This is a genomic window from Phenylobacterium deserti (assembly GCF_003254705.1).
Classification (GTDB): domain Bacteria; phylum Pseudomonadota; class Alphaproteobacteria; order Caulobacterales; family Caulobacteraceae; genus Phenylobacterium; species Phenylobacterium deserti.
Genome location: NZ_QFYR01000004.1, coordinates 1 through 14,083, shown reverse-complemented (window position 1 = coordinate 14,083; position 14,083 = coordinate 1). Strand labels below are relative to the sequence as shown.

Below are 14,083 nucleotides of genomic sequence, written 5' to 3'. Positions count from 1 at the left end.
CGCACAGCCATGGCCGAGCCGGCAATCTTCTTCGAAGAGGTCAACCAGCGGCAGGGCGAGTTCCACCGCCGCGCCTTCATGATGGGCGGCGTCGCAGGGCTGGGCGTCCTGGGCCTGGCCGGGCGGCTGGCCTACCTCCAGCTTCTGGAGACGGCGCGGTTCGAAAAGCTTGCCGTATCCAACCAGTTCAACTTCAAGCTGGTGCCCCCGCCGCGCGGGCTGATCCTCGACCGCAACGGCGTGGTTCTGGCGTCCAATCGTCCGAACTTCCGCCTGCTGGTGGCCCGCGACAAGGGCGTTGATCCCCAGGCCACTCTTCACACCCTCGCCGAGTTCGTGCCCCTCGACGACAGCCGCCAGGCGCGCCTGCTCCGGGACATCTCCAACGCCCCCAAGCGCAGCCCCGTCCAGGTGATGGAGGACATGAGCTGGGAGCAGTTCTCGGCCATCAACCTGCGCATTCCGGAACTGCCGGGCGTCACCGCCGACATGGGCGAGGTGCGGGTCTATCCGCACGGCGGCGCCTTCGCCCACGTCATCGGCTACGTGGCCAAGGTCAACAAGGAAGACTTGGCGCCCGTCGGGCCGAACGCCGATCCCATCCTCCTCAATCCCGGCTTCCGCATCGGCCGCCAGGGCGTGGAGAAAGCCTTCGACCTGCAGCTGCGCGGCAAGCCCGGCGCGCACAAGGTCGAGGTCGACGCCAACGGCCGCGAAGTGCGCGAGGACACCCAGGGCGACATCCCCGCCGTTCCGGGCCAGGAGATCCAGCTCACCCTGGACGCCGACATCCAGAACCGCGCCATGGAGGTGTTCGGGGACGAGAGCGGGGCGGCCGTGGTCATGGACTGCCGCTCGGGCGACATCCTGTGCATGTTCTCGGGGCCGAGCTTTGACGCCAACCGCTTCGTCCGCGGCCTGTCGGGCGCCGAGTACCGCCAGCTCGCCAACTACGAACGCAAGCCGCTGTTCAACAAGGCGCTGACCGCGACCTATCCGCCGGGCTCGACCTTCAAGACCATGGTCGCCCTCGCGGCGCTGGAGGCGGGCTACGATCCCAAGACGGTTCACGTCTGCAACAAGGCCTGGGCCTGGGGCGGACGGGTCTGGCACTGCGACGAGCACCACGGCGCCCAGGACCTTCACACGGCCATCGCCACCTCCTGCGACATCTACTTCTACCAGTGCGCCCTGTTCGTCGGGCCGGACAAGATCGCCGACATGGCCCGCCGCTTCGGCCTGGGCGATCTGTTCGACATCGGCATCCCCGGCCAGAAGAAGGGCCTCGTGCCCGACACCGCCTACAAGAAGCGGGTCTTCAAGAAGGACCCGAAGTGGCATCCGGGCGAGACGCCGTCCTTCGGCATCGGGCAGGGCTACACCCATCTCAACCCGCTGCAGCTGTGCGTCATGGCCGCGCGGCTGGCCAACGGCGAAAAGGCGCTTCATCCGCGCCTCGTCAAATCGATCGGCGGCAAGGAGCTGCCCGTCGGCTCGGCTTTTGGCGACCTGCCGGTGGACAAGGCGCATATCCAGTTCGTGCGCGATGCCATGAAGGCGGTCACCACCATCGGCACGGCCAAGGCCACGGCCGACATGGGGCTTGGCGACATCAAGATGGCCGGCAAGACCGGCACGGCCCAGGGCTTCAACTACAACGGCGGGCGCGGCGTGCACGGAACCGCCGGACCCTGGCATCTGCGCGACCACGCCTGGTTCGTCGCCTATGCGCCCTATGACGATCCCCGCTACGCCATCAGCGTGCTGATCGAGCACGGCGGCTTTGGCGGCGCGGCGGCCGCGCCCCGCGCCCGCGAGATCATGCGCACCACCCTGCTCAAGGATCCGGAGATCCGGGCGCGCGTCGAAAAACCCATGCCGATGCCGCAGATCCCCGACGATCCCAGCGACAGTGATCGCATTCCCGAGCCGCCCACGGTGATCGCGCCTGGCCCGACGGGAGGGCTCGCATGATCGCCGCCTTCATGCCGCATTGGCTCGGGACGGCTTCTTCGCCAGGGTTGGGGCGCAATGGCTGAACCGGCAATCTTCTTCGCAGAGGTCAACGAGCGGCAGGGCGAGTTCCACCGCCGCGCCTTCATGCTGGGCGGTTTCGCCGGCCTTGGGCTGACGGCCCTGGCCGGGCGGCTCGCCTATCTGCAGCTGGCGCAGACCCAGCGCTACGAGAAGATGGCGGTCTCCAACCAGTTCAACTTCAAGCTGGTGCCGCCGCCGCGCGGCCTGATCCTCGACCGCAACGGCGCGGTGCTGGCGGCCAATCGACCGAACTTCCGGCTGCTGGTCCACCGGGACAAGGATCTCGACACCGACGGCACGCTCAAGACGCTCGCCAACTTCGTGCCCATCGACCAGGACCGCCACGAGCGGCTGCTGCGGGAGATCTCCCGCGCGCCCAAGCGCGCTCCGGTGTCGATCATGGAGGACATGAGCTGGGAACAGTTCTCGGCCATCCACGTCCGCGCGCCGGCCATGCCCGGAGTGACCGCCGACATGGGCGAGGTTCGCGTCTATCCGCACGGCGGCGCCTTCGCCCACGTCATCGGCTACGTGGCCAAGGTCAACAAGGAAGACATCAAGCCGGAAGGCCCGAACGCCGACCCGATCATGCTCCATCCGGGTTTCCGGATCGGCAAGCAAGGCATCGAAAAGGCCTTCGATCTCGACCTGCGCGGTCGTCCCGGCGCCCAGAAGGTCGAAGTGGACGCCAACGGGCGAGAGGTGCGCCACCACACCGAGGGCGACATCCCGGCCATCCCTGGCAAGGAGATCCAGCTCACCCTCGACGTGGACGTGCAGAACCGCGCCCTGGAGGTCTTCGGGGAGGAGAGCGGCGCGGCCGTGATGATGGACTGCCGCACGGGCGACATCATCTGCATGGCCTCGGCCCCCAGCTTCGACGCCAACCGGTTCGTGCGCGGCTTGACCGGAGCGGAGTACCGCCAGCTCGCCAACTACGAGCGCAAGCCGCTGCTCGATAAGGCGCTGTCGGGGCTCTATCCGCCCGGCTCCACCTTCAAGACCATGACGGCTCTGGCCGCGCTGGAAGCCGGCATCGACCCGGAAGGGCGCGTGGGCTGCGGCGGCGGCATGTACTTCGGCGGGCGGTATTTCCACTGCCACAAGAAGGGCGGCCACGGCATGCAGAACATGCGGGACGCCATCAAGAACTCCTGCGACGTCTACTTCTACTCCGTGGCCCTGCGGATCGGGCCCGACCGGATCGCCAAGGTGGCCCGCGAGTTCGGCTTGGGCCAGCTCTTCGACATCGGCATCAGCGGCCAGAAGAAGGGCACGGTTCCCGATCAGGCGTGGAAGGCCAGATACTTCCGTAAGCGCCCGCGCGCCGAGCAGATCTGGTATCCCGGCGAAAACCTCAGCTACGGCATCGGCCAGGGTTATCTGCAGACCAACTGCCTGCAGCTCGCCGTCATGACTGCGCGCTTGGCCAACGGGCGCAAGGCCCTGAACCCGCGTCTAATCAAGTCGATCGGCGGCCAGGAACTGCCCTCCGGCGCCGCCGTGCCGGACCTGCCGTTCGCGGCCGAACACATCGAATACGTCCGCGGGGGCATGGCCGCGGTGACCGAAGCCGGCGGCACCGCCTTCCGCGCCAGTCAGCTCGGCCTCGGCGACATCCTGATGGCCGGCAAGACCGGTACGGCGCAGGTGCGCAACTACGACAAGGGCGGCAATCGCGGTAAGGGCGGTCCGTGGCGGCTGCGCGACCACGGCCTGTTCGTCGCCTTCGCCCCCCTCGATCAGCCGCGCTACGCCCTGGCCGTGGTGGTTCAGCACGGCATGGGCGGCTCCACCGCCGCCGCGCCCCGGGCGCGCGAGATCATGCGCACGGCGCTGCTCAAGGATCCGGAGATCCGCGCGCGTATCGAAAAGCCGATGCCCATGCCGGAGATCGCGCCAGAGATCGGCGAAAGCGTGCCGGACGAGACCATCAACGCGCCGGGTCCGCCCCAGCTTACGCCGGCCGCCGCGCCGGCCTCCAACACGCCTCCAGGTGTTCCCACATGACCGTTTCGGCGCTCACTCGCCCCGGCGAACGCGACCGGCTTATCGTCAAGTTCGGCGAAGTGGATTGGGTCTTCGGCCTGACCCTCTTTCTGATCGCCGGCTCCGGCGCCCTGATGCTGTTCTCCATCGCGGGCTCATCTTGGGATCCGTGGGCGGCCAAGCACCTGGCTCGCTTCGGCCTGTGCTTCGCCATGATGATCATGCTGGCGATGGTCGACCTGCGTGTCTGGTTCGCCCTGGCTTACCCGATCTATGGGCTCGGGCTCCTGCTGCTGCTGGCCGTGGAAGCCGTCGGGGACGTGCGCCTCGGCGCCCAACGCTGGCTCTCGGTGGGCGGCTTCAGCTTCCAGCCGTCCGAGGTGATGAAGCTCGGGATCGTGCTGGCTCTGGCCCGCTACTACCATGGCGCTTCGGCCGACCGGGCGCGGCTGTCCTGGTGGCTGCTCGTGCCGGCCGCCATGATCGGGGTGCCGGTGCTGCTGGTGGCGCACCAACCTGACCTGGGCACCGCCATGCTGATCGCCATGACCGGCGCGGCGATCGTCGTCCTGGCGGGCCTGTCCTGGCGGATCATCATCGCCGGCATCACGGCCGCCCTGGTGGCCATCCCGCCCTTCGTGATGTTCGTGATGCACGACTATCAGCGCAAGCGCGTGCTGACCTTCCTGGACCCGGAAAACGACCCGTCCGGCTCCGGCTACCACATCCTTCAATCCATGATCGCGCTGGGGTCGGGCGGCCTGCTGGGCAAGGGCTATGGTCTCGGCTCGCAGAGCCAGCTCAACTTCCTGCCGGAAAAGCAAACCGACTTCATCTTCGCCACCCTGGCGGAGGAGTTCGGCTTCGTCGGCTGCGTGACGGTGCTGGCCTTCTACGCCGCCGTCATCTTCATGGGGCTGCGCACCGCCTACGTGAGCCACAGCCACTTCGGCCGGCTGGCGGCCGCCGGGGTCATGGCGACCTTCACCCTCTACGTGCTGATCAACGGCGCGATGGTCATGGGCCTGGCGCCCGTCGTGGGCGTGCCCATGCCGATGCTGTCCTATGGCGGCACCGTCATGCTGACCGTGATGATCGGCTTCGGCCTCGTCCAATCCGTGCGGGTGCACCGCTACTCGGAAGTTACCAGCGGCAAAGGCTCGCTGGTCTAGCCCGAACGGAAAAGGCCGCCCGCTTGTGGCGGGCGGCCTCTTTACGCTTACAGACTGGAACTCTCGGTCAGGCTGCGGCCTGACCGATATCTGCCGGCTCGTTGGCCTCTTGCGGCGCGGGCTGGCGGATCAGGTAGTCGAAGGCCGATAGCGAGGCCTTCGCGCCTTCGCCCATGGCGATGACGATCTGCTTGTAGGGCGTGGTGGTGGCGTCACCCGCGGCGAACACGCCGGGGATGCTGGTGCCGCCGCGATAATCCACCTCGATCTCGCCGCGTGGGGTCAGGGCCACGGAGTCCTTCAGCCACTCGGTGTTGGGCACCAGGCCGATCTGGACGAACACGCCTTCCAGGTCGACGTTGTGCACCTCGCCGGTGTTGCGGTCCTTGTAGACCAGCCCGTTCACCTTTGAGCCGTCGCCCTTCACCTCGGTGGTCAGCGCCGAGGTGACGATCCGAACGTTCGGCAGGCTGGCCAGCTTGCGCTGAAGCACGGCGTCCGCGCGCAGCTGGCTGTCGAACTCGACCAGCGTCACGTGAGCCACGATGCCGGCCAGGTCGATGGCCGCTTCCACGCCGGAGTTGCCGCCGCCGATCACCGCCACGCGCTTGCCCTTGAACAGGGGGCCGTCGCAGTGCGGGCAATAGGCCACGCCCTTGTTGCGGTACTCGTCCTCGCCCGGAACGTTCATCTGCCGCCAGCGGGCGCCGGTGGACAGGATGACGGTCCGCGACTTCAGCACCGCGCCGTTCTCGAGCTCGACGCCGATCAGGTCGCCCGGCGTGCGGGCCGGGATCAGCTTGGCGGCCTTTTGCAGGTTCATCACGTCGACGTCGTAGTCCTTGACGTGCTGCTCAAGGCCGGTGGCGAGCTTCGGGCCTTCGGTGTGCGGCACCGAGATGAAGTTCTCGATGGCCATGGTGTCGAGCACCTGGCCGCCGAAGCGTTCGGCCGCCAGGCCGGTGCGGATGCCCTTGCGGGCGGCGTAGATGGCCGCCGCGGCGCCGGCCGGGCCGCCGCCGATCACCAGGACGTCGAAGGCGTCCTTCGTCTTGATCTTCTCGGCTTCGCGGGCGAGGGCGCCCACGTCGATCTTGGCCAGGATCTGTTCCAGCGACATGCGGCCTTGGCCGAAGGCTTCGCCATTCAGCATCACCGTCGGCACCGCCATGATCTGGCGCTGCTCGACTTCGGCCTGGAACAGGGCGCCGTCGATGGAGACGTGCCGGATGCGCGGGTTGATGACGCTCATCAGGTTGAGCGCCTGCACCACGTCCGGGCAGTTCTGGCAGGACAGCGAGAAATAGGTCTCGAACTGGAAGTCGCCTTCAAGCGCCTTCACCTGTTCGATGACGTCGGCTTCCACCTTCGGCGGATGGCCGCCGACCCACAGCAGGGTCAGCACCAGCGAGGTGAACTCGTGGCCGAGGGGCAGGCCCGCGAAACGGACCGAGATGTCGGTGCCGGGGCGGACGATGGCGAAGGACGGCTTGCGCGCGTCATCGTCCTTGCGAACGACGGAAACCTTGTCCGACTGGGCGGCGATGTCCTCGAGCAGCTCGAGGAGCTCGCGGGACTTGGGGCCGTCGTCCAGCGACGCCACCAGCTCGATCGGCTGGCGGAGGTTCTCGAGGTAGGTCTTCAACTGACCCTTGAGATTGGCGTCCAACATGGGCGGCTCCGGTTGAATGTGGGGCAAAGAACCGGCGCCGCCGGCCTCCGGTTGCGGAGGCGGCGACGCCGATCGGTCGTGCGGAAAGCTTAGATCTTGCCGACGAGGTCGAGGGACGGAGCGAGGGTCTTCTCGCCTTCTTCCCACTTGGCCGGGCAGACTTCGCCCGGGTGGTTACGGACGTACTGGGCGGCCTTGACCTTGCGCAGCAGCTCGGCGGCATTGCGGCCGATGCCTTCGGCGGTCACTTCGGTGAACTGGATGACGCCGTCCGGGTCGACCAGGAAGGTGCCGCGGTCGGCCAGACCTTGGCCCGCGCGCATCACGCCGAAGTTGTTGGTCACCACGCCGGCCGGGTCGCCGATCATGGTGTACTTGATCTTGCCGATGGCCGGGGAGGTGTCGGCCCAGGCCTTGTGCGAGAAGTGGGTGTCGGTGGAGACCGAGTAGATCTCGACGCCCAGCTTCTGGAACTCTTCGTAGTTGTCAGCCAGGTCTTCCAGCTCCGTCGGGCAGACGAAGGTGAAGTCGGCGGGATAGAAGAAGACGACGGACCACTTGCCCTTCAGGTCGGCGTCGCTGACGGCGACGAACTTGCCTTCTTTGTAGGCCTGAGCCGTGAACGGCAACACAGTGGTGTTGATCAGAGACATGCATGCACTCCCGATTGAGGAAGGCATCATTTAGGGGCGCATCTCGCATCAGCAAAATTGATTTTGCTGCGCCGCATCCATCGAAATTATCTATGACCTATATGCCGCGGAGGTTTGTCTTTTAGATCCAGCACCTAACGGCCAAACGCCTGCTCCGTCGCCCGAACCAAGGCGTCGATGATCCCCGGCTCCGTCGAGGCATGTCCAGCGTCCCAGACGATCTCGAACCGCGCCGCCGGCCAGGCCTTCTGCAGCTTCCAGGCGCTCTCCAGCGGCGTCACTACGTCGAACCGCCCCTGGACGATCCAGCCCGGGATGTCCTTCAGCTTGTCGGCGTTCTTCAGCAGCCAGCCCTCTTCGGGGAAGAAGCCGCCGTTGGCGAAGAAGTGGCACTCGATCCGTGCGAAGGCGATCGCGAAGTCGATCTCGTTGAACTTCGAAGGCCGCGCCTCCGGGCCGCGGATGGAGATCGTGTCGCCTTCCCACTGGCTCCAGGCCGCGGCCGCCTCCGCCTGAACGGCGCGATCCGGGTGCGTCAGCCGCTTGTGGTAGGCGGCGATCATGTCGCCGCGCTCCGCCGCAGGGATCGGCGCGCAGAACCGCTCCCAGGCGTCGGGGAATAGGAAGGACGCGCCGTCCTGGTAGAACCAGCGCAGCTCGCGCTCGGTCAGCAGGAAGATCCCGCGCAGCACCAGGCCCTCGACCCGCTCCGGGTGGGTGATGGCGTAGGCCAGCGCGAGGGTGGAGCCCCAGGACCCGCCGAACACCGTCCACTTCTCGATGCCCAGGTGCTCCCGCAGCCGCTCGATGTCCTCGATCAGCGACCAGGTGGTGTTGTCGTCCAGCGATGCGTTCGGCCGGCTGCGGCCGCAGCCGCGCTGGTCGAACAGCGCCATGCGCCACTTTTTCGGATCGAAAAAGCGCCGCATCGTCGGATTGACCGCGCCGCCCGGTCCGCCGTGCAGGATCACGCAGGGCTTCCCGTCCGGCCGGCCGCACTCCTCGTAGTAGATCTCGTGCGGACCGCCCGTGGAGAGCCAGCCGGAGCTGAACGGGTCGTTGTCCGGGAACAGCCCGCGGCGGTTGTTGGTCGCGGAAACCGCGGGCAGGGGCATGTTGCGTTCCATCCCAGCAATCTACTTCGGGAAGCGGCGGTCCATCCAGTCGAGGATCAGCCGGTTTACGTCCTCAGGCTTCTCCTGCTGGGTCCAGTGGCCGCTGTCGTGGATCATGTGCGTCTCGAGGTCCGAAACGAGCAGGGGCATGCCCAGCGCCATGGCCGGCCGAAGCACCGGATCGTTCTCAGCCGTGATCATCAGGCAGGGTGTCCCCTTGATGTGGTTGGGAAGCCCGGCTGACCGCTCCCAGTTCCGCGTGAGGTTCCGGTACCAGTTGATGCCGCCGGTGAAGCCGGTTCGCTGGAACGCCTCGACGAACACCGCCAGCTCTTCTGGCGAAAGGAACTGACCTTGGGTGTTCGCCGAATCGAACTTCTCGATCAACGGACGGAACGCGAACCTGGAGCGTCCGTGCTCGGCCTTCATCCCTTCTTTGAGGGCGGCGGGCCGGCGCATGAAGAAGCGCATGGTCTTCTCCACGTCCGCGGCTAGCACCGCGTCCGGCTCATCCGGCGTCTGGAACCAGACGATGTACATGTCGGGACCCATGGTCGTGCGCATGACTGCGATCGGGTCGATGGGGCTGCGCGGCAGGAACGGGGTGTTCAGCCCGATCACGCCGGCGACGCGGCCCGGATGCATCAGCGGCATCTGCCAGGTCAGCAGCCCACCCCAGTCGTGGCCGCAGAAGATCGCCTTCTCAACGCCCAAATGGTCCAGAAGCCCAACGAGATCACCCGTTAGGTGCTCCATGTCATAGGCTTCGGCTGAGGCCGGTCGTGAGCTGAGCCCGTAGCCGCGCTGGTCCGGTGCGACCACCCAACGGCCGGCCGCGCTCAGCGCCTTGATCTGGTGGCGCCAGGAAAAGGCGAGCTCGGGAAAGCCGTGACACAGGATGAGCGGAACGCCCCTCCGCGGTCCCGACTCGTAGTAGGCCAGCTCGATCCCGTTCACCGGCGCATAGGCGACCGGCGGCATCTCAGTTCCGAGTGCTGACATCGAGAGTGGCTCCCTTTGGTCTCATGTTGGCAGGAAAACGCCTGCCAACGGAACGCTGGTGGAGACAGAACGCGCTCCGCGGGTTGTAAGGAGCCCATGACCGCCGCCGCACGATCCGATCGCACCCCTTGGGGCCTTGTCGTCCTGCTGGGTTCGCTCACCGCAATGGGCCCGCTCGCGATCGACATGTACCTGCCCAGCGTGCCGGCCATCGGCGCAGACCTGCGGGCGTCGGCCAGCGCCACCCAGTCGACGGTGTCGGCGTTTCTGGCCGGGATGGCGGTGGGCCAGTTCCTCTACGGTCCGGCGTCTGACCGCTTCGGGCGACGGGCGCCCATTCTCATCGGCGCCGTGATCTTCATCATCGCCTCCGCCGCCTGCGCAATGGCCACCTCGGTCGAAGCTCTGATCGCCAGCCGCTTCATCCAGGCGTGCGGCGCCTGCGCCGGCCAGGTGGTCTCGCGGGCCATCGTGCGCGACCGGTTCGATCACACCGAAACGGCGCGCATGCTCAGCCTGCTGATGCTGATCATGGGCCTGGCGCCCATCCTAGCGCCCCTAGGCGGCGGCTTGTTGCTGACGTTCGGCGGCTGGCGGACCATCTTCTGGTTCATCACCGCCTTCGGCGTGCTGGTGTCCCTGGCCGCTTTCTTCCGACTTCAGGAAAGCCGGTCAGAGGAGACAGCGGCGCACGCCCGTTCCGAGAACCCGCTGAAGGCCTATGCCGCCCTGCTCAAGCAGCGCCGTCTCGTCGGCTACGGCTTGGCGGGCGCGCTGAACGGGGCGACCCTTTTCACCTACATCGCCGCCTCGCCCGAACTGTTGATCGAGACCTACCGGATCCCGCCCGCCGCATTCGGCATCGTGTTCGGCCTGAACTCCATCGCGATCATCGGGGCCAACCAGCTGAACCGTCTGCTGCTGCGCCGACGCACGCCGGATCAGGTGCTGGCCACGTCCAGCCTGGTGGCGGTGGGCGCGGCCGTCCTGCTGGCGATCGCCTCCTTCAGCGGCCTGGGCGGGATGTGGAGCGTGCTGCCCCTGCTGTTCCTTGTGCTGGGCAGCTACGGTTTCATGGGCGGCAACACCATGGCCGGCGCGCTGAGCGTGGATCCCCGCCGCGCCGGTTCGATTTCGGCCCTGCTGGGCGGCGTCTCGTTTGGCGCAGGCGCCGTGGCCTCCTGGGCTGCGGGCGTCCTGCATGACGGAACGCCCCGTCCAATGGCGGCGGTGATGCTGATCTGCCTGGCGGGATCGGCGGCGGCGCTGCGCTTCCTGGCTTTGCCGAAGCGGGCTTAAGCTCGCCGATCTATGTCGCGCGCGGCCCAAGCCAGCACCGCCCAGCCGATCAGGAACAGCAGGCCCCCCAGAGGCGTGATCGCTCCGAACCAGCGCGGGGCGCCGAACGCCATGGCGTAAAGGCTGCCCGAGAAGAACACGGTTCCCGAGAGGAAGAAGGCGGGCGCCAGGCGGGCTCGGCGCCCGCCGATCTCCATGAACAGGGCGCAGGCGAAGGTGGCCGCTGCATGCATGAACCCGTATTGCGCGCCGAGCCTCAGCCAGTCGGCGGCTTTCGGGTCCTGCACGCCATGCGCGGCGAACGCGCCGACCGCCACCGAGACGAACCCGCTGAGCGCCGCCAGCGTCATCCAGTTGCGTCGGGACCAAGGTCCGCCATGGGCGGCGGTGTCGATGCGGCTCATGCACCGCGTCTAACCCGGCGCGGTTCGGCGGGCGACTCCCTATAAGGCCGGGCCATGCCGCTTCCTGTTCGCCTGGGCCTGTTCTACGCGACCCTTTACGTCGGTCTGGGCGTCAGCTCGCCCTACATGCCGGTGTGGTTCGCCCACCGGGGTCTTTCGGGGGCGCAGATCGGCCTGATCCTGTCGCTGCCAATGCTCGCGAGAACTTTCACCGCGCCCTTGATGGCGGTCTGGGCGGACAGCTTCCGGCTGCGTCGGACGGCCTTGATCCTGCTAGGGGCGGCAGTTGCAGGCGCCTACGCGTTGATGGCCCTGCCGCTCGGCCTCGCCGGCTGGATGGTGGTCTGGTTCGCCGCGTCCTCCATGTTCACGACCATAGCCCCGCTCACTGACGTGATCGTGGTTCGGCGAGCCAGACGAGACGGCTTCAACTATGGCCTGCCGCGCGGCATGGGGTCGGCTGCGTTCGTCGTCGGAAACGTGGTCATGGGCGCTATCCTGGCCCGCGGCTATGCCGAGATGGTGCTGGTCTGGATGTTCGCCGCCATCTCGCTGTTGTCGATCGGCGCCCGCTTCCTCTTGCCGGCCGACCCGGTGCGGGAGGAGGGTGGCGCCCATGGGTTGCGCGAGCGGTTGGCGGGCGTGGGCGGCCTGCTGCGCGATCCGGTGTTCATGACTGCGGCCGTGTCGGCCGGACTGATCCAGTCGGCCCACGCCTTCTACTACGGCTTCTCCGCTCTGACCTGGAAGCAGCAAGGAGTGCCCGAGGATCTGACCGGCTGGCTGTGGGGCTGCGGCGTCATCGCCGAGGTGCTGTTCATGTGGTTCCTGGAGCCCTGGCGGCGGGCGATCGGGCCTCGCAATCTCCTGGTGCTTGGCGGGGCGGCTTCCGTTCTGCGCTGGACGGTGTTGGCCTTCTCGCCGCCGCTATGGCTGGTGATCCCGATGCAGCTGCTCCACACCTTGACCTATGCCGCGACCTTCCTTGCGGCGCTCCAGCTGGTCGACAAGCTTTCCACCTCACGGACTGCATCAGCCGCTCAAACCATCAACTCCACCCTGGCGAGCGGCATCCTCAGCGGCTTGGCGACGCTGGCCTCCGGCTGGCTCTTCGATCACCACGGCGCGCTCGGCTACCTGCTGATGGCTGGGATGTCGGCGGCAGGCCTGATTGGCGCGATGCGCCTTTACGGCATGCGGCGGCTGGACGATGTGCACCCACAAGCGGATGCGGGCGGTGGCTTGCGCTAGGCGCCGCACAGCCCCAATTCAGCGGCCCATTCACCGGAGCTGATCCATGCGCGCCTTGAACGTGGCCGAACCCTGGGGCATCGACGCCCTTCAGCTCGTCGAGACGCCAGATCCCCAACCCGGTGCCGGCGAGGTTCTGGTCCGGATCCGCGCGGCGTCGCTGAACTACCGCGATCTGAAGATGATCGGGGGCAGCTACGGCCAGCCGCAGGGGGTGGTCGTGCCACTTTCGGACGGCTGCGGCGTCGTTGAAGCTGTCGGCGAGGGCGTGACGCGTGTCGCAGTCGGCGACCGGGTGGTCAGCAACTTCTTTCCCAACTGGATCGCCGGCCCCCCGACGCCGGAGAAGATCGGTGTGGCCCTGGGCGGCCCGATCCCCGGTGTCGGACGAGAGCTCGCGGTGCTCAAGGAGCAGGGCGTATCCAGGGTCCCGGACTTCCTGACGGATCAACAGGCCGCCACCTTGCCCTGCGCCGCGCTGACCGCTTGGCGCGCGATGTTCGTGGATGCCAACCTTCAACCGGGCGACACCGTGGTCCTCCTGGGCACCGGCGGCGTGTCCATCTTCGGCCTCCAGTTCGCCCGCGCGGCAGGCTTGCGGACCGTGGTGACCTCCTCCTCGGACGAGAAGCTGGAGCGGGCGAAGGCTCTCGGCGCGGACCACCTGGTCAACTATCGGACGACCGCGGAGTGGTCGCGTGCGGTGCGTCAGGCGACAGGCGGCCGCGGCGCGGATCTGATCCTGGAGGTGGGTGGACCTGGCACGATCGAGCAGAGCCTGCAGGCGGTGCGCGTCGCCGGCCACATCGCGGTGATCGGCGGCGTTGCGGCCGGCGGCGGCGGCATCGTCCCCGGTTCCCTGATCGGCAACTCGGCGCGGGTGCAGGGTGTCTACGTCGGCTCGCGCGAGATGTTCGAGGCGATGTGCCGAGCAATCGAGCTGCATCGCATCGAGCCGGTGGTCGACAAGGTCTTCCACTGGACCGAGGCCCAACAAGCCTTCGCCGCTATGCGTGACGGCCAGCACTTCGGGAAGATCGTTCTGGAATTCTAGCGGGTACTGACCCGGCGGCCGGAATGCAGGGCCGCCGGGCCTCACTCGAGGGGCTTCGTCTGTGTGTCGCAGACCCAGACTTAACAGTGTCCGGACCTTACGGTTCCGCTTGCTGTGTAGATGGGCCGACTCTGACCTGCCGCCCTCTAGATGCCGGGGTCGAAGCCGCCTTCCAGCCGCGCCACGATCAGCTCGGCCGCCGCTTCCGGCGTAAGCTGGGTGGTGTCGATGCGGATCTCGGGGTTCTCCGGGGGCTCGTAGGGGCTGTCGACGCCGGTGAAGTTCTTCAGCTCGCCGGCCCGGGCCTTCTTGTAGAGGCCTTTGACGTCGCGCTCTTCGGCGACCTGCAGCGGGGTGTCGATGAACACCTCCACGAACTCGCCCTCGCCCAGCAGCTCGCGGGCCATCCGCCGCTCGGCGCGGAACGGCGAGATG

At 67.4% G+C, this 14,083-nt stretch carries 12 protein-coding genes; 6 read left to right on the top strand and 6 right to left on the bottom strand.

All coding sequences use genetic code 11. The annotated features are described in order from the left end of the window. Nucleotides 1-9: 9 nt before the first annotated feature. Genes mrdA (DJ018_RS14935) through rodA form a run of 3 tightly spaced genes read left to right on the top strand, consistent with a single transcriptional unit; the run spans nt 10 to nt 5,198 of the window. Nucleotides 10-1,974, top strand: coding sequence for a penicillin-binding protein 2 (gene mrdA, locus DJ018_RS14935; RefSeq protein WP_111515779.1), 1,965 nt, complete (start codon nt 10-12; stop codon nt 1,972-1,974). Nucleotides 1,975-2,031: 57 nt separating this feature from the next. After that, nucleotides 2,032-4,047, top strand: a complete 2,016-nt coding sequence (gene mrdA, locus DJ018_RS14930; protein WP_111515778.1) for a penicillin-binding protein 2 — start codon at nt 2,032-2,034, stop codon at nt 4,045-4,047. After that, nucleotides 4,044-5,198, top strand: a complete 1,155-nt coding sequence (rodA, locus tag DJ018_RS14925; protein WP_111515777.1) for a rod shape-determining protein RodA — start codon at nt 4,044-4,046, stop codon at nt 5,196-5,198. The genes mrdA (DJ018_RS14930) and rodA overlap by 4 nt, the downstream gene beginning before the upstream one ends. Nucleotides 5,199-5,265: 67 nt before the next feature. Here the strand turns inward: rodA and ahpF are convergent, their stop codons facing one another. The 4 genes from ahpF to DJ018_RS14905 form a co-directional block, all read right to left on the bottom strand. Next, nucleotides 5,266-6,870 carry an alkyl hydroperoxide reductase subunit F gene (ahpF, locus tag DJ018_RS14920; RefSeq protein ID WP_111515776.1) on the bottom strand — a complete coding sequence of 535 codons (1,605 nt, stop codon included), beginning with the start codon at nt 6,868-6,870 and terminating at the stop codon, nt 5,266-5,268. 89 nt (nt 6,871-6,959) lie between these two features. Further along, entirely contained in the window at nt 6,960-7,523 is a 564-nt protein-coding gene (ahpC, locus tag DJ018_RS14915) for an alkyl hydroperoxide reductase subunit C (protein WP_111515775.1), read from the bottom strand. 134 nt (nt 7,524-7,657) lie between these two features. Beyond that, nucleotides 7,658-8,638, bottom strand: a complete 981-nt coding sequence (pip, locus tag DJ018_RS14910) for a prolyl aminopeptidase (RefSeq protein ID WP_420849526.1) — start codon at nt 8,636-8,638, stop codon at nt 7,658-7,660. A gap of 21 nt (nt 8,639-8,659) precedes the next feature. After that, a complete protein-coding gene (locus tag DJ018_RS14905) occupies nt 8,660-9,640 on the bottom strand; it encodes an alpha/beta fold hydrolase (RefSeq protein ID WP_205853782.1) in 981 nt (326 codons plus the stop codon). A gap of 96 nt (nt 9,641-9,736) precedes the next feature. Between DJ018_RS14905 and DJ018_RS14900 the strand changes: the two genes are divergently transcribed. Continuing rightward, nucleotides 9,737-10,939 (top strand): multidrug effflux MFS transporter, encoded by a 1,203-nt coding sequence (locus DJ018_RS14900; RefSeq protein ID WP_111515772.1) that lies wholly within the window; start codon nt 9,737-9,739, stop codon nt 10,937-10,939. Here the strand turns inward: DJ018_RS14900 and DJ018_RS14895 are convergent. After that, complete coding sequence (locus DJ018_RS14895; protein WP_111515771.1) at nt 10,936-11,343, bottom strand: DUF423 domain-containing protein; 408 nt, start codon at nt 11,341-11,343, stop codon at nt 10,936-10,938. The two genes, DJ018_RS14900 and DJ018_RS14895, sit on opposite strands and share 4 nt — an antisense overlap. Before the next feature lie 54 nt (nt 11,344-11,397). Between DJ018_RS14895 and DJ018_RS14890 the strand changes: the two genes are divergently transcribed. Together DJ018_RS14890 and DJ018_RS14885 are read left to right on the top strand one after the other, a co-directional pair. After that, on the top strand, nt 11,398-12,594 hold the full coding sequence (locus DJ018_RS14890; protein ID WP_111515770.1) for an MFS transporter: 1,197 nt from the start codon (nt 11,398-11,400) through the stop codon (nt 12,592-12,594). A 46-nt stretch (nt 12,595-12,640) separates the two neighbouring features. Further along, the gene (locus DJ018_RS14885; RefSeq protein WP_111515769.1) at nt 12,641-13,648 is read left to right on the top strand and encodes a zinc-dependent alcohol dehydrogenase family protein; all 1,008 of its coding nucleotides are present in this window, start codon (nt 12,641-12,643) and stop codon (nt 13,646-13,648) included. Between the two features lie 146 nt (nt 13,649-13,794). Here the strand turns inward: DJ018_RS14885 and DJ018_RS14880 are convergent. Continuing rightward, nucleotides 13,795-14,083: adenylyl-sulfate kinase (locus tag DJ018_RS14880; RefSeq protein WP_133254305.1), on the bottom strand; the 289-nt coding region annotated here is incomplete at its 5' end.

Excerpts from the sequence above, each read along its gene's own strand:
- DJ018_RS14890 (WP_111515770.1), top strand. The coding sequence starts at position 11,398 with ATGCCGCTTCCTGTTCGCCTGGGCCTGTTCTACGCGACCCTTTACGTC.
- DJ018_RS14900 (WP_111515772.1), top strand. The coding sequence starts at position 9,737 with ATGACCGCCGCCGCACGATCCGATCGCACCCCTTGGGGCCTTGTCGTC.
- DJ018_RS14905 (WP_205853782.1), bottom strand. The coding sequence starts at position 9,640 with ATGTCAGCACTCGGAACTGAGATGCCGCCGGTCGCCTATGCGCCGGTG.
- DJ018_RS14895 (WP_111515771.1), bottom strand. The coding sequence starts at position 11,343 with ATGAGCCGCATCGACACCGCCGCCCATGGCGGACCTTGGTCCCGACGC.
- mrdA (WP_111515778.1), top strand. The coding sequence starts at position 2,032 with ATGGCTGAACCGGCAATCTTCTTCGCAGAGGTCAACGAGCGGCAGGGC.
- pip (WP_420849526.1), bottom strand. The coding sequence starts at position 8,638 with ATGCCCCTGCCCGCGGTTTCCGCGACCAACAACCGCCGCGGGCTGTTC.
- ahpC (WP_111515775.1), bottom strand. The coding sequence starts at position 7,523 with ATGTCTCTGATCAACACCACTGTGTTGCCGTTCACGGCTCAGGCCTAC.
- DJ018_RS14885 (WP_111515769.1), top strand. The coding sequence starts at position 12,641 with ATGCGCGCCTTGAACGTGGCCGAACCCTGGGGCATCGACGCCCTTCAG.
- rodA (WP_111515777.1), top strand. The coding sequence starts at position 4,044 with ATGACCGTTTCGGCGCTCACTCGCCCCGGCGAACGCGACCGGCTTATC.
- ahpF (WP_111515776.1), bottom strand. The coding sequence starts at position 6,870 with ATGTTGGACGCCAATCTCAAGGGTCAGTTGAAGACCTACCTCGAGAAC.
- mrdA (WP_111515779.1), top strand. The coding sequence starts at position 10 with ATGGCCGAGCCGGCAATCTTCTTCGAAGAGGTCAACCAGCGGCAGGGC.